The following is a 19426-nucleotide window of genomic DNA, read 5'->3' as shown; positions in this document are numbered from 1 at the left end:
CGAGTGGTTCAGCCGACCGTCGGCGGTTGCGCCGCCACCCGGGCCACGGCCTCCTTTGACGGGCGCCGCTGCGGCCCGGTGGCGTTCCGGTCGGCGTGGACCGGGATCAGGCCGAGTCCCCAGCCGCCGGCCGCGAGCAGTCCCAGCACGGCGCCGTCGGCCAACTGTCCCCGGACCGCCGGCAGCCACCAGACCAGCCCTGCCGTCAGGATCACCAGGACCCGGCGGGCCGGCCACGGTATCAGTAGCCGCAGCCGTATTCGAGCCTCCGTGCACGCCGTCGCGGATCTCCGCACGACCGCCCTCCTTCGCTCGCCCCGGGCACCAGGAGCCCGGGAGTCGAGGCCGGGTTCAGGCGGCGACCACGTCCATCGCGGCGGCCTTGGGCGACATGTTCGCCCGGTCGGTGCCGGGGGCGGGCAGCGGAACCGGTTCGAGTACCGGCCTCAGCAGATCACCTTCGGAGAGGGTGGCCATCGCCGCAAGTTCAGCGAGCGACAGTTCGTCGCTGACCTCGCGCATGACCTCGGACATCCGGACGTCGAGCGCGTCGCAGATGGCGGAGAGCAGCTCCGAGGAGGCCTCCTTCTGTCCCCGCTCGACCTCGGAGAGGTAACCGAGCGAAACCCTGGCTGCCGCCGACACCTCGCGGAGTGTGCGGCCCTGGCGCTGGCGCTGCCGACGCAGTACATCGCCCAGTAGGCGACGAAGCAGGATCATCGGTGCCTCCCTCCTCGGACTGCGGATCGAGATGTCACGACCCCACCGTACCGCCTTGCCCGCTTCGCGTGCGGGGACCCTGGTCGTGTTCACTCTGGGCTGCAAGGCTGTCCCCCTCCTCGTTCCGGTGTCGTTTCCGGGTCCGCGGGCCCCTCGTGGTAACCCTCGCGGACCGCCCGGCCACCGTCACGCAACTCGTTCGCCACCTGGTTTCTGCCCAACCAGGCCCTTGGATGTAACACGATCCTCCAGCTGTGCCGTGCCCGCGGACCGGATCGGCGGATCTCGGTTCGGTGGAGATCGCCGCGATCGGGGCTCCACCACGCCTCCGCGGCGCCTCCAACGGGCTGCGGGACGCCCGGGTGCGGGCCCCGCGGGGTTCAGGTCGTGGGCGTACCGGCCCGGAGCCGCCCGACGAACAGCTCCAGAGCGGCGGTCACCGCCCCGTGACGGATTCTGGCACGCCCGCCCGACAGCCGGGGCGAACTGACCAGAGTTCCCTCCGGACCGGCGACCGCCAGGTGTACGGTGCCCACCGGCTGCCCGTCCTGCGGGTCCGGCCCGGCCACCCCGGTCGTCGCGATCCCGTACGTGGCCCCCAGCAGCCGGCGCACGCCCTCGGCCATCTGCCCCGCCACCACCGGGTGGACCGGCCCGTACACCGCCAGGAGCCCCTCGTCCACACCGAGCACCGAGGCCTTCAGCTCGGTGGCGTACGCGGTGACCGAGCCCCGGAAGGTCGCGGACGCCCCGGGGACGTCGACCAGGGCGGCCGCGAGCAGCCCTCCGGTCAGCGACTCGGCGACGGCCAGCGTGCCGCCCCTGGCGCGCAGCGCCTCGTGCGCCCGTACCGCCAGCTCGTGCTCCGTCACCCGGTCTCCCCCGTCGCTCACCGGCCCGCGCGCTCCGCGGCCAGTCCCTCGCGGCGCATGCGCAGCGCCTGTCCGACGTAGTCCAGCGCGGTGCCGATGGTCAGCAGTACCGCCAGGGCCATCAGCACGGCCCGGGCGGTGGCCAGCCAGCCGGTCAGCTCCAGGACGTACATGCCGACCGCGATGCCCTGGGTCAGCGTCTTGATCTTGCCGCCGCGGCTGGCCGGGATGACGCCGTAGCGGATCACCCAGAAGCGCATCAGGGTGATGCCGAGTTCGCGGGCCAGGATCACCGCGGTGACCCACCAGGGCAGGTCTCCGAGCAGCGAGAGGCCGATCAGCGCCGAGCCCATGATCGCCTTGTCGGCGATCGGGTCGGCGATCTTCCCGAAGTCGGTGACCAGGCCCTTGCGCCGGGCCAGCTCGCCGTCGAACAGGTCGGTGATCATCGCGATGGCGAACGACGCCCAGGCGACCGAGCGCCACTTGGGGTCGTGCCCGCCGTCGGCGAACAGCAGCGACACGAAGACCGGCACCAGCAGCAGCCGGAGCATCGTGAGCATGTTGGCGATGTTCCAGACAGCCGGCGCCGGCGGCACCGCGGCCGGCGGTCTGCCCGGATGGGCCGCGGCCGGGGCGCCGGGCCCCTTGGTCATTCCCCGGCTCCCGGGGCCTGACGGACCCGGACCGGCTCCAGCGCCTCGGCGATCAGGTCGACGCCTTCGCTGGCGACCACCTTGGCCCGGTGGAACTGGCCGATCTGCGGGTCCTCGACGCCGGTGAGGGTGGTCAGACCGTCGGTCTCGGGGGCCTGGTGGGCGGCCCGGCCCTCGACCACGCCGTCCTCGATGGACTCGATCAGGACCTCGACCTCGGTGCCGACGCGCTGCTCGGCCCGCTGGGCGGTCATCTCCTCGGCCAGCCGGCTGAGCCGGTTCAGCCGGTCGGCGATCACGTCCTCGGACAGCTTGCCGTCGTAGGTCGCGGCCTCGGTGCCGTCCTCGTCGGAGTAGCCGAAGACGCCGATCGCGTCCAGCCCGGCGTGCGTGACGAAGCGCTCCAGCTCGGCGAAGTCCGCCTCGGTCTCGCCGGGGAAGCCGACGATGAAGTTGGACCGGGCGCCGGCCTGCGGGGCCCGGTCGCGGATGGTCTTCAGCAGGTCCAGGAACTGGTCGGTGGAGCCGAAGCGGCGCATCCGGCGCAGCACGGCGGGCGCCGAGTGCTGGAAGGACAGGTCGAAGTAGGGCACCACGTCCGTGGTCCCGGTCATCGCGTCGATCAGCCCGGGGCGCATCTCGGCGGGCTGCAGGTAGGAGACCCGGACCCGCTCGACGCCCTCGATCGCGGAGATCTCGCCGAGCAGCGTCTCCAGCAGCCGGATGTCGCCGAGGTCCTTGCCGTACGAGGTGTTGTTCTCGCTCACCAGGACGACCTCGCGCACGCCCTGCTCGGCCAGCCACTGGGCCTCGTGCAGCACGTCGGAGGGGCGGCGGGAGATGAAGGAGCCGCGGAACGCCGGGATGGCGCAGAAGGAGCACCGCCGGTCGCAGCCGGAGGCGAGCTTGACCGAGGCGACCGGGTTGTCGTCGAGCCGCTTGCGCAGGGTGCGCGGGCCGGAGGCCGGGGCGAGGCCCTCGGGCAGGTCGGTGATCGGCTCGGCCGGGGTCTCGGCGGCGCCGTGGCCGGGCAGCGCGACGGCCTCGGCGGCGGACTGCCGCTCGGCCGGGCTGATCGGCAGAAGCTTGCGGCGGTCGCGCGGGAGGTGCGGGGCGTGGTGGCCGCCGGAGAGGATGGTCTGGAGGCGGTCGGAGATGTCGGAGTAGTCGTCGAAGCCGAGCACGCCGTCGGCCTCGGGCAGGGCGTCGGCGAGCTCCTTGCCGTAGCGCTCGGCCATGCAGCCGACCGCGACGACGGCCTGGGTGCGGCCGTGCCCCTTGAGGTCGTTGGCCTCCAGCAGGGCGTCCACGGAGTCCTTCTTGGCGGCCTCGACGAAGCCGCAGGTGTTGACGACGGCGACGTCCGCTTCGGCGGCGTCGTCGACGAGCAACCAGCCGTCGGCTTCCAGTCGCCCGGCGAGTTCCTCGGAGTCCACCTCGTTGCGGGCGCATCCGAGCGTGACAAGGGCGACAGTACGGCGTTCAGGCATAGGGCCAAGATTAACGCGCGGCCTCCGGTGCCGTTCGCCCCGGAGGCCGCGCGCCTCGGATTACCAGATCTTCGCCAGGCCGCAGGGGCGCTCTCCAGGGCCTCCGCAGGCCTGTGGTCAGCCCGCCTGCGGATCGCCGGGGGTGTACGTGACGTGCACCACCTGGCCGTCCTTGCCGAGGAGGCCGAGATCCTTGCCGTTGACGTACGCGTGCACGGCCCCGCCGTTTCCGAGCACCAGCTTGATCTGCTTGGGGTCGGTGAAGGTCTGGTCCTGGCCGTCGCTGATGTTGTTCTGGAACAGCGACTTCCCGCTGCCGTCCACCGCGGACACCCAGCTGGTGCTGCCCTCGGCGACCAGTTTCACGGTGACCTTGTCGGCCGGGACGGCGGCGATCGCGGCCGCACTCGGCACGGGCGCCGGCGGCTGCACGGTGGGCGAGGGCACGGAGGCGACCGAGCCGGTGCCGGAGCCGCTGGGCAGCGGCGCGCTGGCGGAGCCGGTGCCGGTGTGGCCGTCCTTGCCGCTGACCAGGTTGAAGCCGATCAGGACGACCACCACGACGATCGCGGAGACCATGGCCGCCGCCCAGTTCGGCCGGCCGCGGCCGGGCACCTTGATCGGGCCGCTGTCGATCAGCTGGGTCGGCCGCTTGGAGGCGGGCGAGCCGCCGTGCGCGGCGTCGTACCGGGCGATCAGGGCCTCGCCGTCGACGCCGACCTCGCGGGCGATCGCGCGGATGTGCCCGCGGGCGTAGAAGTCGCCGCCGCAGCGGCCGAAGTCGTCCTCCTCGATGGCGTGGACGATCGGCACCCGGACCCGGGTCGCCGTACTCACCTGGTCCACCGTGAGCCCGGCCTCGATCCGGGCGGTGGACAGCACCCGGCCGATGCTCGGGGCATCGGCCGCCTGCACCGCGTCGTCGGTCGGCTCGACGGACGACGGGGCGTTCTCGCGGTCGGGGGACTTGCCGATGGTCACGGGGCACGCCTTTCGAGCGGATGGCCACCTGCTGGGGAACAGTCTAGGGGCGCGGGCGGATCGTTTCTCAAGCGGAACAGGCCCGAATGCGCGCGCCCGCCCCGACGGGTGCCCGGCACCCCGCTGAACGGCCGTCAGCGGGCCCGCGCGGGGAACCCGGGGGGTTCGCTTTCCGGCCTGTGACGCGGCGTACGGGCGTTCGGTTCCCCTTCACGCGCCTACCCTCCTCCGAACGGGTGAACACTCGTCGCAGGCGCGGGTCGTCAGCCGCGCAGACCGACCAGCACCCCGTCCAGCTCGTCCGGCTTCACCAGGACGTCGCGGGCCTTGGAACCCTCGCTCGGCCCGACGATCCCGCGCGACTCCATCAGGTCCATCAGCCGCCCCGCCTTGGCGAAGCCGACCCGGAGCTTGCGCTGGAGCATCGAGGTCGAGCCGAACTGGGTGGAGACCACCAGCTCGGCCGCCTGGATCAGCAGGTCCAGGTCGTCGCCGATCTCCTCGTCGATCTCCTTCTTGGCCCCGCCGCCGACCGTCACGTCGTCCCGGTAGACGGCGGTCAGCTGGTCCTTGCAGTGCTGCACCACCGCGGCGATCTCCGCCTCGGTGACGAACGCGCCCTGGAGGCGGATCGGCTTGCCGGCGCCCATCGGCAGGAACAGCGCGTCGCCCTTGCCGATCAGCTTCTCCGCACCGGGCTGGTCCAGGATGACCCGGGAGTCGGCCATCGCGGAGGTCGCGAAGGCCAGCCGGGACGGCACGTTGGCCTTGATCAGACCGGTGACCACGTCCACCGAGGGCCGCTGGGTGGCCAGCACCAGGTGGATGCCGGCCGCGCGGGCCAGCTGGGTGATCCGGACCACCGAGTCCTCGACGTCGCGCGGCGCCACCATCATCAGGTCGGCCAGCTCGTCGACGATCACCAGCAGGTACGGGTACGGGGTCAGCTCGCGCTCGCTGCCGAGCGGCGGGGTGACCGTGCCGGCCTTCACCGCCGCGTTGAAGTCGTCCACGTGCCGGAAGCCGAACGCCGCGAGGTCGTCGTAGCGCAGGTCCATCTCGCGGACCACCCACTGGAGGGCCTCGGCGGCCTTCTTCGGGTTGGTGATGATCGGCGTGATCAGGTGCGGGATGCCCTCGTAGGCGGTCAGTTCGACCCGCTTGGGGTCGACCAGCACCATCCGCACCTCGTCCGGGGTGGCCCGGGCCAGGATCGAGGTGATCAGGCAGTTGATGCAGGACGACTTGCCCGCGCCGGTCGCGCCGGCCACCAGGATGTGCGGCATCTTGGCGAGGTTGGCCATCACGGTCTGGCCCTCGACGTCCTTGCCCATGCCGACGACCATCGGGTGGGTGTCCTCGGCGGCCGTGCGCGAGCGCAGCAGGTCGCCGAGGTTGACCATCTCGCGGTCCCGGTTGGGGATCTCGATGCCGACCGCGGACTTGCCAGGGATCGGGCTGATGATCCGCACGTCGGCGCTGGCCACCGCGTACGCGATGTTCTTGGCGAGCGCGGTGATCCGCTCCACCTTGACGGCCGGGCCGAGCTCGACCTCGTAGCGGGTCACCGTCGGGCCCCGGGTGAAGCCGGTGACCCTGGCGTCCACCTTGAACTCGGCGAAGGTGCTGCTGAGCTGGGCCACCACCTCGTCGTTGAGGGCGCTGCGGGCCTTGGCCGGGCCGCCGCGCTCCAGCAGGTCGAGCGGGGGCAGCGCGTAGGTGACGTCGCCGGCCAGCTGGAGCTGCTCCATCCGCACCGGGGCCGGGCCGTGCTCCTCGGGCGCGCCCGGGCCCGCGCTGCGGGCGGCCGGGACGGCGGCCTCCTCCGGCGGGGCGGTGCGGTCCTGCACCTGGTGCATCATGTTCGCCACCGCCGAGGAGGCGGGCACGCCGTAGACCAGTGCCCCGTCCAGGTCGGCGGCGGCGCCGGCGGCGAGGTCGCGGGTGGCGTACGGGTCCAGCGGCTCCTTGTCCAGGGACACCCGGACGGCGCCGGGCTGGTCCTCGTCGTCCGCCGGCTTGCGGCGGCGGCGCCGACGGCGGGCGGCCACCTCGTCGCCCGGGTCCTCGCTGCCCACGGTGAACGGCAGCGCGGCGGGGTCCGCGTCCTCGGGCGGCTCGGTGGACAGGTCGCGCTCCGGCGTACGCCCCTCGCGCAGCTCGTCCTCCGGCCCGGGCTCCACCACGCCGAGGCGCACGCCGGCCGACCGCAGCCGCTCGGGAATGCGGTTGACCGGGGTGGCGGTGACCACCAGCAGGCCGAAGAAGGACAGCAGCAGGAGCAGCGGCACGGCCAGCGCCGGCCCGGCGGCGGCCATCATCGGGGTGGACACGGCCCAGCCGATGATCCCGCCGGCCGCCCTTATCCGCGAGGCGCCGCTGCCCATCATGGGCGCGCCGCAGCCGATGTGCACCAGGCCGAGGACGCCGACCAGCAGCGCGCTCAGGCCGATCATGATCCGGCCGTTGGCCTCCGGCAGCTCCGGGTGGCGCCAGAGCCGGACCGCGATCCCGGCCAGCAGGAACGGCACCAGCACGTCGAGCCGCCCGAACAGCCCGGACACCACGGCGGTGGCCGCCTCGCCCAGCCAGCCCTGCGGGCTGAACCAGGTGCCGGCGGCGGTCACCAGCGCGAGTGCGAACAGCAGCAGGCCCAGCCCGTCCTTGCGGTGGGCCGGGTGGAGGTTCTTGGCCCCGTCGCCGAAGCCCCGGAAGATCGCGGCGATGCTGTTCGCCACGCCGAGCCAGACGGCCCGGACGGCCCGGAAGAGTATCGGTTTGGGCGGCGGCGGGGACGGCGGGGCCGGTTTGGCCGCCGCCTTCTTCGCCGGGGCCGCCTTCTTGGCCGCCGCCTTCTTCGCGGGCGGCTTGCCCGGGGCCTTCGCCGCGGCCTTCTTGGACGGTCCCGGACTCGGGTTGCGTGCCGCGCTTCCGGGCGTACGAGTGGCCATGGGTCAGCAGCCTACCGGGGTGGGCCACCAGTGCACATGTGCCCGAGCCGGGGCTCAGGGACGTGTCGCAGACACACCGTCACGCTGACCCGGTTTCACCCGGCCGCGCCAGAAATTCACCCGCAGGAGTGAACCCCGCCGACCGGTTACGCGGTTCCCGGCCGGAGCGCGTCCAGGGCCCGGCGCAGCCCCGCCAGCTTGCGCTCCAGGTGCGCCGCGGTGGCCGCCACCCCGGCGTCCTCGACGCCGTCCAGCTGCTTGCCCAGCGCCTCCGCCTGCTCCTCGACCGCCGCCAGCCGCGCGGACAGCTCGCCCAGCAGCGCCCCGCCCAGGGGCGGCTCGCCGCCGCCCGCCTCCAGTTGCAGCCGCAGCAGCGCGGCCTGCTCCTTCAGCTGGCAGTTCTTCACGTACAGGTCGACGAAGACCGAGACCTTGGCGCGCAGCACCCACGGGTCGAAGGGCTTGGAGATGTAGTCCACGGCCCCGGCCGCGTAGCCGCGGAAGGTGTGGTGCGGTCCGTGGTTGATCGCGGTCAGGAAGATGATCGGGATGTCCCGGGTGCGCTCGCGGCGCTTGATGTGGGCGGCCGTCTCGAAGCCGTCCATCCCGGGCATCTGGACGTCCAGCAGGATCACCGCGAAGTCGTCGGTGAGCAGCGCCTTGAGCGCCTCCTCGCCGGAGACGGCGCGCACCAGCGTCTGGTCCAGCGCGGAGAGGATCGCCTCCAGCGCCAGCAGGTTCTCCGGTCGGTCGTCGACCAGGAGGATCTTCGCCTTCTGCATCAGGGCTCGCCCTCCTGTCGCCTGCCTGCCGCCCGGTGATGGCACTCGCGTCCTGCCCACCGCTACCCCGGTCATGCTAGCCGCACCCCCTCGCCCGGCACATCGCTCCGTCGTGACCCGATCCGGAGCGGCGCGCGGCCAGTGCTCCGGCGCACGCTCAGCAGCGTGTCGCCGTCCGGTCACTGTTCGCAACGATCGGTGACCCTACCGGGTTCCCGGGCCCGACCGCCAGCAAACCGGCCCACCGGACGGCGCGAACCCCGGAGCCCGCCCCGGAGTTCGCGCCCTCCCCCGGCGCTACGCGCGGTCCGCCCGCAGCCACTCGCGCATCACCGCCAGCAGGTGGTCGGTCTCCACCGGCTTGGTGATGTGGTCGGTGGCGCCCGCCTCCAGCGACTTCTCCCGGTCGCCCTTCATCGCCTTCGCGGTCAGCGCGATGATCGGCAGGCCCGCGAACTGGGGCATCCGGCGGATCGCCTCGGTGGTCGCGTAGCCGTCCATCTCCGGCATCATGATGTCCATCAGAACCAGCGCCACGTTCTCGTGCTGCTCCAGCATCTCGATGCCCTCGCGCCCGTTCTCGGCGTACAGGACGGTCAGGCCGTGCTGCTCCAGCACGCTGGTGAGGGCGAACACGTTGCGGACGTCGTCGTCCACGATCAGCACCTGCTGGCCGTCGAAGCGCACGTCGCTGCGGCTGGGGCGGGGCGGGGCGGGCTCCACCGGGCGGGCCCCGGCGGCGGCGTCCAGGGCGGCGCTGCGCCGGCGCTCCACCGCTCCGCGGCGGCGCTCCTCGGCCAGCTCGCGGACCTCCTGGGCCCAGTGGTCGGCCGGGTTCTCGCCGACCGGCACGGGCACCCCGATCGGGGTCACGCCGACGGAGGCGCGCAGCGTCGGGACGCTCGACACGGCCGGGCGCTCGACCTGGGTCGCGCCCGGGGCCTCGGTGCGCAGCGGCAGGTAGAGCGTGAACGTGGAGCCCTTGCCCAGCTCGCTCTCGGCGTGGATCTCGCCGCCCAGCAGCCGCGCGATCTCGCGGCTGATCGACAGGCCGAGCCCGGTGCCGCCGTACTTGCGGCTGGTGGTGCCGTCGGCCTGCTTGAACGCCTCGAAGATCTCCCGCAGCTTGTTGCCGGGGATGCCGATGCCGGTGTCGGAGACCGCGAAGGCGATCAGCTCGTCGTCCGGGTCCTTGATCGAGCCGGACTCCAGCAGCCGCTCGCGCACGTGCTGCGGGACCTCCGCGCCGGCCGGGGAGATCGAGAAGTCGACCGCGCCGGCGTCGGTGAACTTGACGGCGTTGGAGATCAGGTTGCGCAGCACCTGCTGGAGCCGCTGCTCGTCGGTGTGCAGGGTGACCGGCAGGGCGGGCGAGACCCGGACGGCGAAGTCCAGGTTCTTGTCCAGCGCGACCGGCTGGAAGGTGGCCTCGACGTAGTCGACCAGCTGGACCAGGGCGATCCGGGCCGGGCGGACGTCCATCTTGCCGGCCTCGACCTTGGAGAGGTCGAGGATGTCGTTGATCAGCTGGAGCAGGTCGGAGCCGGCGCCGTGGATGGTGTCGGCGAACTCGACCTGCTTGGGCGAGAGGTTGCCCTCGTTGTTGTCGGAGAGCAGCTTGGCCAGGATCAGCAGCGAGTTGAGCGGGGTGCGCAGCTCGTGCGACATGTTGGCGAGGAACTCGCTCTTGTACCGGGAGGCCAGGGCGAGCTGCTCGGCGCGCTCCTCCAGGACCTGCCGGGCCTCCTCGATCTCGCTGTTCTTGATCTCGATGTCGCGGTTCTGCTGGGCGAGTTGCTCGGCCTTCTCCTGCAACTCCTCGTTGGTACGCTCCAGTTCCTCCTGGCGCGCCTCCAACTCGGCGGATCGCATCGAGAGTTCGGCGGTGAGCCGCTGGGACTCCAGCAGCAGACCCTCGGTCTTGGTGTTGACGCTGATGGTGTTGACGGTGACGCCGATCAGGTCGGCGATCTGGTTGAGGAAGTCCAGCGCGACGGTGGTGAAGGAGCTGAAGGTGGCCAGCTCGATCACGCCCAGCAGCCGGCCCTCGAACAGCACCGGCAGCACCACGATGTGGGCCGGCGAGGCCTCGCCGAGGCCGGAGGCGATCTTGAGGTATCCGGGCGGCGCCTCCTTGAGGATGATCGCCCGCTTCTCCACCGCGGCCTGCCCGATCAGCGACTCGCCGGGCCGGAAGGTGGTCGGCATCGCGCGCCGCTGGTAGCCGTAACTGCCGATCAGCCGCAGGACGGTGTCGTTCTCGTCGTCGTCCTCGGTGATCAGCTCGGCGGTGCGGCCGGCCGGCTGGGCGAGGAAGAAGGCGCCGTGCTGGGCGGAGACCACCGGGGTCAGCTCGGTCATGATCAGCGAGGCGACGGCCTCCAGGTCCCGGCGGCCCTGGAGCAGGCCTGAGATCCGGGCCAGGTTGGTCTTGAGCCAGTCCTGCTCCTGGTTGGTGCGGGTGGTCTCGCGCAGGTTGGCGATCATCTGGTTGATGTTGTCCTTGAGCTCGTCGAGCTCCCCCGCGGCGTCCACGTCGATCCGCAGGCTCAGGTCGCCCCTGGTCACGGCGGTGGCGACCTGGGCGATCGCGCGCACCTGCCGGGTCAGGTTGTTGGCCAGTTCGTTCACCGATTCGGTGAGGTCCTGCCAGGTGCCGTCCACGCCGGGTACCCGGGCCTGGCCGCCGAGCCGCCCGTCGGTGCCCACCTCGCGGGCGACCCGGGTGACCTCGTCGGCGAACGCGGACAGCTGGTCGACCATGGTGTTGATGCTGGTCTTGAGCTGGAGGATCTCGCCGCGCGCGTCGACGTCGATCTTCTGCGAGAGGTCGCCGCGGGCCACCGCCGTGATCACCAGCGCGATGTTGCGGACCTGGCCGGTGAGGTTGTTGGCCATCAGGTTGACGTTGTCGGTCAGGTCCTTCCAGATGCCGGCCACGCCCGGCACGCTCGCCTGACCGCCCAGGGTGCCGTCGGTGCCGACCTCGCGGGCCACCCTGGTCACCTCCACCGCGAAGGAGGAGAGCTGGTCGACCATGGTGTTCAAGGTCCCGGCGAGGGCGGCGACCTCGCCCTGCGCCTCGATGGTGATCTTCTTGGACAGGTCGCCGCGGGCCACCGCGGTGGCGACCTCGGCGATGTTGCGGACCTGCCCGGTCAGGTTGGACGCCATGAAGTTGACGTTGTCGGTCAGGTCCTTCCAGATCCCCGACACCCCGCGCACCCGCGCCTGGCCGCCCAGGATCCCCTCGGTGCCCACCTCGCGGGCGACCCGGGTCACCTCGTCGGCGAACGCCGACAGCTGGTCGACCATGGTGTTGACGGTCGTCACCAGCTCCAGGATCTCGCCCCGGGCGTCGACGGTGATCTTCTTCGACACGTCGCCGCGCGCCACCGCCGTGGTCACCTCGGCGATGTTGCGGACCTGGCTGGTCAGGTTGTTGGCCATCAGGTTGACGCTGTTGGTCAGGTCCTTCCACGTCCCGGACACCCCGGGCACGCTCGCCTGACCGCCGAGGATGCCCTCGGTGCCGACGTCCCGGGCCACCCTGGTGACCTCGTCGGCGAAGGCCCCCAGCTGGTCCACCATCGTGTTGATGGTGTTCTTCAGCTCCAGGATCTCCCCGCGCGCGTCCACCTGGATCTTCTGCGACAGGTCGCCCTTGGCGACCGCGGTCGTCACCTGCGCGATGTTGCGCACCTGATCGGTGAGGTTGTTCGCCATGAAGTTGACGTTGTCGGTCAGATCGCGCCACACCCCGGCCGCCCCGGGCACCTGCGCCTGACCGCCGAGCCGCCCCTCGGTACCCACCTGGCGAGCCACCCTGGTCACCTGTTCGGCGAAGCCGGAGAGCTGGTCGACCATCGTGTTGATGGTGTTCTTCAGCTCCAGCATCTCGCCGCGCGCGTCCACCTCGATCTTCTGCGAGAGGTCCCCGCGCGCCACCGCCGTGGTCACCTGGGCGATGTTGCGTACCTGGCCGGTCAGGTTGTCGGCCATGAAGTTCACCGAGTCGGTCAGGTCCCGCCAGACCCCGGCCACGCCCGGCACCTGCGCCTGACCGCCGAGCCGGCCCTCGGTGCCCACGTCCCTGGCCACCCCGGTGACCTGGGCGGCGAACCCGTTCAGCTGGTCCACCATCGTGTTGACGGTGTTCTTCAGCTCCAGCATCTCGCCGGCCACCTCGACGGTGACCTTGCGGGACAGGTCGCCCTTGGCCACCGCGGTGGTCACCTGGGCGATGTTGCGCACCTGCGCGGTCAGCCGGCCGGCCATGGTGTTGACCGAATCCGCCAGGTCCTTCCAACTGCCGGACACACTACGGACCTTGGCCTGGCCGCCCAGCTTGCCCTCGGTGCCCACCTCGCGGGCCACCCGGGTCACCTCGTCGGTGAACTCCGAGAGCTGGTCCACCAGCCCGTTGACGGTCCGGCCGATCTTCAGGTACTCGCCGCGCAGCGGGTGGCTCACCCCGTTGCTGTGCAGCGAGCGCAGCTCCATCTTCTGGTCCAGGTCGCCCTCGGCGATCGAGGAGAGCACCCGGCCCACCTCGGCCATCGGACGGGCCAGATCGTCGATCAGCGCGTTGCAGTTGTCGACGGCCGCCATCCAGGCGCCCTCGCCCGCGCCGGTCTCCAGCCGCTCGTTCAGCCGGCCCTCGCGGCCCACCGCCCGCCGCACCCGGGCCAGTTCGCCGGTCAGGTGCTGATTGCGCTCGGCGACCTCGTTGAACACCGCGGCGATCTCCGCCAGCGGACCGTCCCCCGGAACCGTCAGCCGGCGGCGGAAGTTGCCGTCCCGCATCGCGGTCAGCGCGGCCAACAGCTTTCGCAGTTCGGCCGGCTCCGCCCCCCGGTTGTGGCTCACTCGCCGGCCGGCCGCGTTCCGCGGCGCGGTCCCGGACCGCCCACCGCGCGGAACGGGCGGCGTCGTACCGGTTGCGTCCTTGGTGGCCGAACTCAACGGGCCCCTCCCACATCGTGAACTTTCCGGTGACCGTCCGTGCCGGTACGGCACGCACCGGGGCACCGGCCCGGTCGGGCTGCGTACCGGCGCCCCACACGGCACACCGGCACCCGCATCGACCGTACTGCTCCGACCGGCCGTCGCGGACCCCCCAGTCTGGCAGCACCGGCGCCGGGTATACGGCCGGTTGCGCCCGGTTGGTAGCCGACCGTCCGAAACAGGTGGGCAGAATCACTCTCAGGTGCCTGTTTCAACGCCCCGCCCCCACGGGGAACCAAGCGGAAAGTAGGGTGGAGCGCTGCACCGGGCCATGACCCGACCCAGCGCCGCCACCCCGGCGGCACGCACCGGGAGTCGGCGCCACGCCCCGGACAGTCAAGGCCAGAGCAGCAGAGGAGAAGTGGCAACGTGGTCACCGCGCGCGCAGCCGCCACCTTCGACCCCGACGGCCGGTCCGCAGCCGCCGCCCGGGGCTTCGTACGGGACGCGCTGCTCGGCTGGGGTCTGCCCGAGGTCGTCGACGACGCCGTCGTCCTGGTCAGCGAACTGGTCACCAACGCCGTCGTCCACGCCGGCACCGCCGCCGAGGTGTGCTGCCTGCGTGAGGAGGGCACCGTCCGGATCGAAGTCACCGACCACCACCCCGAACGCGGCCTGCCCTCCCTCGGCGACGGCCCCGTCACCGCCTCCGACCGCTACGCCGACCCCGACGGCGAGGGCGGCCGCGGCCTGCTGATGTGCTCCGCCCTCGCCGAGCGCTGGGGCGTCGAGTACGCGGCCGGGCGCAAGACCGTCTGGTTCCGGCTCGCCCTGCCCGCCCCCGTGGCCGGCACCCGCTACGCCGTCCCCGCGACCCCCGGCAGCGACCTGCCCAGCGGCCCCGGCCCGGTGCACGTCGCCGTCGTCCAGCTCGACGAGGACGGCCGCGTCCTCGCCTGGAACCCGGACGCCGAAGCGCTCTTCCAGTACCCCGCCGCCACCGTCCTCGGCCGCCCCTGGGCCGACCTCGCCGTCTGGCCGCAGTCCGCCGGCCGCGGCCTCGGCCTCGCCGACACCCTGCGGCTGGCCCGCTGGGAGGGCGGCTACGGCGTCCGCCGCGCGGACGGCCACGAGGTCGAGGTGTACGGCGTCCAGGTCCGCGTACGCGACACCGAGGGCGTCCCTTCCACCCTCTGCCTGCTCGTCCTCGAACCCGACCGCGCGGTGCTTCGCTCCCCCGCCCGCGCCCTGCCCGGCGAGCGCTCCGACCCGACCGGCCCCCGGCTCGACCTGCTGGCCGGCCCGGTCGCCACCGACGACCTCGACACCCTGCTCCAGCGCACCGTCGAACGCGCCCGCGACCTGCTCGACGCCGACGCCGCGTACCTGCTGCTGACCACCGACGACGAGACCGAGTTCGAGGTCCGCGCCGCCACCGGCTTCACCTCCGGACACCGCCGGCACACCCGCTTCCCGGTCGACACCGGCAGCCGCTACGACTCCGCCCGGCTGCCCTCCGTCCACGAGGACCTCACCGCCCGCCCGACCGGCCTGCCCCTGCTCACCGGCAGCGGCATGCGCTCCCTGGTCACCGTCCCGCTCAAGGTCGAGGGCCGGCTGATCGGCTCGCTCGGCATCGCCACCGCCGCGCCCGGCCGCTACGACAACGAGGACGCCCTGCGGCTGCAGTTCGCCGCCGACCGGGTCGCCCTCGCCGTCGAGAGCACCCGGCTGACCGAGCTCGAACGACTCCGCCGGGGCTCGCTGTCCTTCCTCGTCGAGGCCTCCGACCTGCTCGCCGGCACCCTCGAACACGAGCAGACCCTCGCCCTGATGGCCCAGATGGCCGTCCCCACCCTCGCCTCCTGGTGCGCCGTCTACACCAAGGGCGACCACGGCGCCGCGGCCGGCCTCGCCTTCGTCCTGCACGAGGACGAGGACCGGATCGACCCGCTGCGCGACCTGCTCGACAAGACCCCGGCCCCCGACGCCGGCCCGACCCACGGCGTCCGCTTCTGGTCGGCGCCCGCCGAGACCGCCGCCGCCGGCGGCCTCACCGACAGCCCCGAACTCGCCGGACTGCTCGGCGAGACCGTCGTCCTGCCGCTGACCGCCCGCAACCGGGTCATCGGCCTGCTCGCGCTCGGCGTCCCGGCCGGCGTCCGGTTCCGCCAGGAGATCCTCGAACTCGCCGAGGACCTCTCCCGCCGGGCCGCCCTCGCACTCGACAACTCCCGCCTCTACTCCGAGCGCACCGCCACCAGTCAGGCCCTGCAACGCAGCCTGCTGCCGCCGGACCTGCCCGAGATCCCGGGCGTCGAGGTCGACGTCTACTACCAGGCCGCCGGCGAGGGCAACGAGGTCGGCGGCGACTTCTACGACCTGTTCACCATCCGCGAGGGCACCTACGGCTTCGCCATCGGCGACGTCTGCGGCACCGGCCCCGAGGCCGCCTCGGTCACCGGCCTCGCCCGGCACTCGCTGCGCCTGCTCGCCCGCGAGGGCCTGGACGCACCGCAGGTGCTCCGCCGCCTCAACGCGGCCATCCTGGACGAGGGTTCGCGCAGCCGCTTCCTCACCCTGCTCTACGGCGAACTGACGCCCCGCCCGGACGGCAGCATCGAACTGTCCCTGGTCTGCGCCGGCCACCCGCTGCCGCTCCGGCTGGGCACCGACGGCCAGGTCGACCGGGCCGCCACCCCGCAGCCGCTGCTCGGCGTCATGGAGGACCTCGACCTCACCGCCGAGCGCCTGGTGCTCTCCCCCGGCGAGGTCCTGCTGTGCGTCACCGACGGCGTCACCGAACGCCGCGAGGGCAGCCGGATGCTGGGCGACGACGGCCTCGCCGAGGTGCTCACCGGCTGTACCGGCCTGACCGCCGGAGCGGTCGCGATGCGGGTGCAGCGCGCCGTCGAGCGCTTCGCCCCGGAACCGCCGTCCGACGACATGGCCATCCTGACCCTGCGGGTGCCGACCCAGCGCGCCTCGTGAGCCGACACCGCCTCTCGGTCAGCCCCTGGCTCCCCGGTCGGCCCTGAGCGTTCCACAGCTGACATCGTCACAAATTGTTATATTCACAAGGGTACAAGCGAGTACGTCCGGGTACACCGATCTCACCGGGGAATCCCCCGGCGGGGACAGGACCGGCGGCTCTCCCGCCGACCCATCACTTCTGACCGCAGCCCGCGCACGCTCCAGCCGTGCGCCCTCGGCGCGGTCGCGCGCATCCACCTCATCGGACCACACCACTGCGTTGACTGCGCCCTGCGCGCGCCCAAAGTGAAAGGAGCCTCCGGTGAGCAACGAAGCTACCGGGGCAACGAACGCCCGCTCCACCGGAGCCGACGCGGGTAACCTCGGCTACCTCGCACTCGGCCTCACACTGCTCGCCTACGGCCTGCTCTCCACCGGCGTCTTCAGCGGCACCGGGGTCGGGGACGCGGCACACCTCGCCCATCTGGTCGGCGGAGTCACCCTCTTCATCGCGGGCCTGTGGCAGCTCCGCGGCGGCGAGGGCTTCACCGGAACGGCCTTCACCAGCCTCGGCGCCTTCTGGGCGACCTGGTCGACGGCCGGCGGGGCAGGCAAGAACGCCGCCGGCCTGTTCCTCCTGCTCTGGGCCCTGCTCGCCCTCACCCTGACCGCCGCCAGCTGGGGCGCGGGCCTGTTCAACCGCGCCGTCTACGGCCTGCTCACGCTGTCCCTGCTGCTGAACGCCATCGCCGTCTTCGGCGGCTACAGCGGCCTCGCCAAGTTCGCCGGCTGGGTCGCGGCCGTCTCCGGGCTCACCGCCTGGTACTGGGCCACCTCCGCGCTCAGCAACGGCTCCTGGGGCAGGATGGCCCTGCCGGTCAAATGACCCGCTGCGGCTGATCCGCCGCGGCGTACCGGGGTCGGACCTCCGTGTCGACGGAGGCCCGACCCCGGCGACGTGCCACCAGGGCCTGGGCGGCGTACGCGAGCAGCAGGATCACGACGGCGACGATGCCGTCCGCCCAGAAGTGGTTCGCGGTCACCACGACCACCGCGACGGTCAGCACCGGGTGCAGCACCATCACCCACCGCAGCGGACTCCGCGAGACCCGCACCACCGCGACCGCCGCCAGCACGCACCACGCGACGTGCACCGACGGCATCGCCGACAGCTGGTCGGCCACCACCACACCACCCATCGCGCCCCCGTACACCGACTGCCCGTACTCGGCGGCCACGTCGACGAACCCGTGCTGCGGCAGCATCCGGGGCGGCGCCACCGGGATGAACTGCACCAGCAGACAGACCGCCGTGGTGATCACCACCGTGTTCCGCACCCACGCGTACCGCTCCCGGTGCCGCACGAACACCCAGAGCAGCACCGCCAGCATCACCGCGAAGTGCATCGCCGCGTAGTAGTAGTTCGCGAGCCTCACCAGCACCGGGTACGGCGTGACGGCCGCCTGCCAGGACGCCTCGTCCGGTAGACCGATCGCCGACTCGGTGCGGTGGATCCAATCCGCCCGGTCCAGCGCGTGGTCTCCGCTCATCACCGAGAGGTGGCCCACCAGCTGCCAGAGCGCGAACAGCGCCAGCAGCGTGCCGGCCTCCCGCAGCAGCGCCGACAGGGACGGCTTCCGGACCCTGGCGGCGGCGTACGCCCCGCCGTAGAGAGCGACCGCGGCGCCCCCGGCGGACTGCCAGGTAAGGGTCAGGTTCTGCAACGGATCGCGCCTCTCCGACAAACTCTGGTTCGTGTGTCGGCAGAGGTTAACGCAAAAAGACCCCCTCCCGAACGGGAGGGGGTCTTTTTGGAATGATTGTTCGGCGGCGTCCTACTCTCCCACAGGGTCCCCCCTGCAGTACCATCGGCGCTGTAAGGCTTAGCTTCCGGGTTCGGAATGTAACCGGGCGTTTCCCTCACGCTATGACCACCGAAACACTATGAAACTGTCAACCGCACCAACCCCGTAGCCAAACGGGTTGGGGTCGTTGTTTCAGAACAACACAGTGGACGCGAGCAACTGAGGACAAGCCCTCGGCCTATTAGTACCGGTCAACTCCACCCCTCACAGGGCTTCCATATCCGGCCTATCAACCCAGTCGTCTACTGGGAGCCTTACCCTCTCAAGGAGGTGGGAGTGCTCATCTCGAAGCAGGCTTCCCGCTTAGATGCTTTCAGCGGTTATCCCTCCCGAACGTAGCCAACCAGCCATGCCCTTGGCAGGACAACTGGCACACCAGAGGTTCGTCCGTCCCGGTCCTCTCGTACTAGGGACAGCCCTTCTCAACACTCCTACGCGCACAGCGGATAGGGACCGAACTGTCTCACGACGTTCTAAACCCAGCTCGCGTACCGCTTTAATGGGCGAACAGCCCAACCCTTGGGACCTACTCCAGCCCCAGGATGCGACGAGCCGACATCGAGGTGCCAAACCATCCCGTCGATATGGACTCTTGGGGAAGATCAGCCTGTTATCCCCGGGGTACCTTTTATCCGTTGAGCGACGGCGCTTCCACAAGCCACCGCCGGATCACTAGTCCCTACTTTCGTACCTGCTCGACCCGTCAGTCTCACAGTCAAGCTCCCTTGTGCACTTACACTCAACACCTGATTGCCAACCAGGCTGAGGGAACCTTTGGGCGCCTCCGTTACTCTTTAGGAGGCAACCGCCCCAGTTAAACTACCCACCAGACACTGTCCCTGATCCGGATCACGGACCCAGGTTAGACATCCAGCACGACCAGAGTGGTATTTCAACGACGACTCCACAACAACTGGCGTTGCTGCTTCAAAGTCTCCCACCTATCCTACACAAGCCGAACCGAACACCAATATCAAGCTATAGTAAAGGTCCCGGGGTCTTTCCGTCCTGCTGCGCGAAACGAGCATCTTTACTCGTAATGCAATTTCACCGGGCCTATGGTTGAGACAGTCGAGAAGTCGTTACGCCATTCGTGCAGGTCGGAACTTACCCGACAAGGAATTTCGCTACCTTAGGATGGTTATAGTTACCACCGCCGTTTACTGGCGCTTAAGTTCTCAGCTTCGCC

The 19426-nt window shown here is 71.3% G+C and carries 12 protein-coding genes and 2 rRNA genes; 2 read left to right on the top strand and 12 right to left on the bottom strand.

All coding sequences use genetic code 11. From position 1 onward, the window contains the following. Window positions 1-8 precede the first annotated feature (8 nt). From ACFWPT_RS08555 to ACFWPT_RS08515, 9 genes are all read right to left on the bottom strand, one after another. A complete protein-coding gene (locus tag ACFWPT_RS08555; RefSeq protein WP_380377579.1) occupies window positions 9-296 on the bottom strand; it encodes a hypothetical protein in 288 nt (95 codons plus the stop codon). A 55-nt stretch (window positions 297-351) separates the two neighbouring features. Continuing rightward, window positions 352-720, bottom strand: coding sequence for a helix-turn-helix domain-containing protein (locus ACFWPT_RS08550; protein WP_049660741.1), 369 nt, complete (start codon window positions 718-720; stop codon window positions 352-354). Between the two features lie 380 nt (window positions 721-1100). Then, window positions 1101-1577, bottom strand: a complete 477-nt coding sequence (locus ACFWPT_RS08545; RefSeq protein ID WP_380377605.1) for a CinA family protein — start codon at window positions 1575-1577, stop codon at window positions 1101-1103. Between the two features lie 32 nt (window positions 1578-1609). Further along, entirely contained in the window at window positions 1610-2248 is a 639-nt protein-coding gene (gene pgsA, locus ACFWPT_RS08540) for a CDP-diacylglycerol--glycerol-3-phosphate 3-phosphatidyltransferase (RefSeq protein WP_363374405.1), read from the bottom strand. Next, window positions 2245-3738 carry a 30S ribosomal protein S12 methylthiotransferase RimO gene (gene rimO / locus ACFWPT_RS08535; RefSeq protein WP_063349316.1) on the bottom strand — a complete coding sequence of 498 codons (1494 nt, stop codon included), beginning with the start codon at window positions 3736-3738 and terminating at the stop codon, window positions 2245-2247. The genes pgsA and rimO overlap by 4 nt, the downstream gene beginning before the upstream one ends. Before the next feature lie 117 nt (window positions 3739-3855). Further along, window positions 3856-4719, bottom strand: a complete 864-nt coding sequence (locus ACFWPT_RS08530) for a RodZ domain-containing protein (RefSeq protein WP_363374410.1) — start codon at window positions 4717-4719, stop codon at window positions 3856-3858. Window positions 4720-4982: 263 nt separating this feature from the next. Next, window positions 4983-7670, bottom strand: coding sequence for a DNA translocase FtsK (locus tag ACFWPT_RS08525; protein WP_380480608.1), 2688 nt, complete (start codon window positions 7668-7670; stop codon window positions 4983-4985). Between the two features lie 146 nt (window positions 7671-7816). Next, the gene (locus ACFWPT_RS08520) at window positions 7817-8455 is read right to left on the bottom strand and encodes a response regulator (protein ID WP_063351395.1); all 639 of its coding nucleotides are present in this window, start codon (window positions 8453-8455) and stop codon (window positions 7817-7819) included. A 294-nt stretch (window positions 8456-8749) separates the two neighbouring features. Then, entirely contained in the window at window positions 8750-13258 is a 4509-nt protein-coding gene (locus ACFWPT_RS08515) for a HAMP domain-containing protein (RefSeq protein ID WP_380480689.1), read from the bottom strand. 570 nt (window positions 13259-13828) lie between these two features. Between ACFWPT_RS08515 and ACFWPT_RS08510 the strand changes: the two genes are divergently transcribed. Then, a complete protein-coding gene (locus ACFWPT_RS08510) occupies window positions 13829-16390 on the top strand; it encodes a SpoIIE family protein phosphatase (RefSeq protein WP_380480606.1) in 2562 nt (853 codons plus the stop codon). Between the two features lie 304 nt (window positions 16391-16694). Continuing rightward, on the top strand, window positions 16695-17258 hold the full coding sequence (locus ACFWPT_RS08505; RefSeq protein ID WP_380480604.1) for an acetate uptake transporter: 564 nt from the start codon (window positions 16695-16697) through the stop codon (window positions 17256-17258). Here ACFWPT_RS08505 and ACFWPT_RS08500 read toward each other — a convergent pair. From ACFWPT_RS08500 to ACFWPT_RS08490, 3 genes are all read right to left on the bottom strand, one after another. After that, window positions 17251-18096, bottom strand: coding sequence for a phosphatase PAP2 family protein (locus tag ACFWPT_RS08500; protein WP_079135872.1), 846 nt, complete (start codon window positions 18094-18096; stop codon window positions 17251-17253). The two genes, ACFWPT_RS08505 and ACFWPT_RS08500, sit on opposite strands and share 8 nt — an antisense overlap. Before the next feature lie 98 nt (window positions 18097-18194). Then, window positions 18195-18311 (bottom strand): 5S ribosomal RNA (gene rrf / locus ACFWPT_RS08495). A gap of 87 nt (window positions 18312-18398) precedes the next feature. Further along, window positions 18399-19426, bottom strand: a 23S ribosomal RNA gene (locus ACFWPT_RS08490); the annotation flags it as partial.

The sequence above is a fragment of the Kitasatospora sp. NPDC058478 genome (genome assembly GCF_042720345.1).
Lineage (GTDB): Bacteria > Actinomycetota > Actinomycetes > Streptomycetales > Streptomycetaceae > Kitasatospora.
This window is presented reverse-complemented; position numbering and strand designations above follow the sequence as displayed.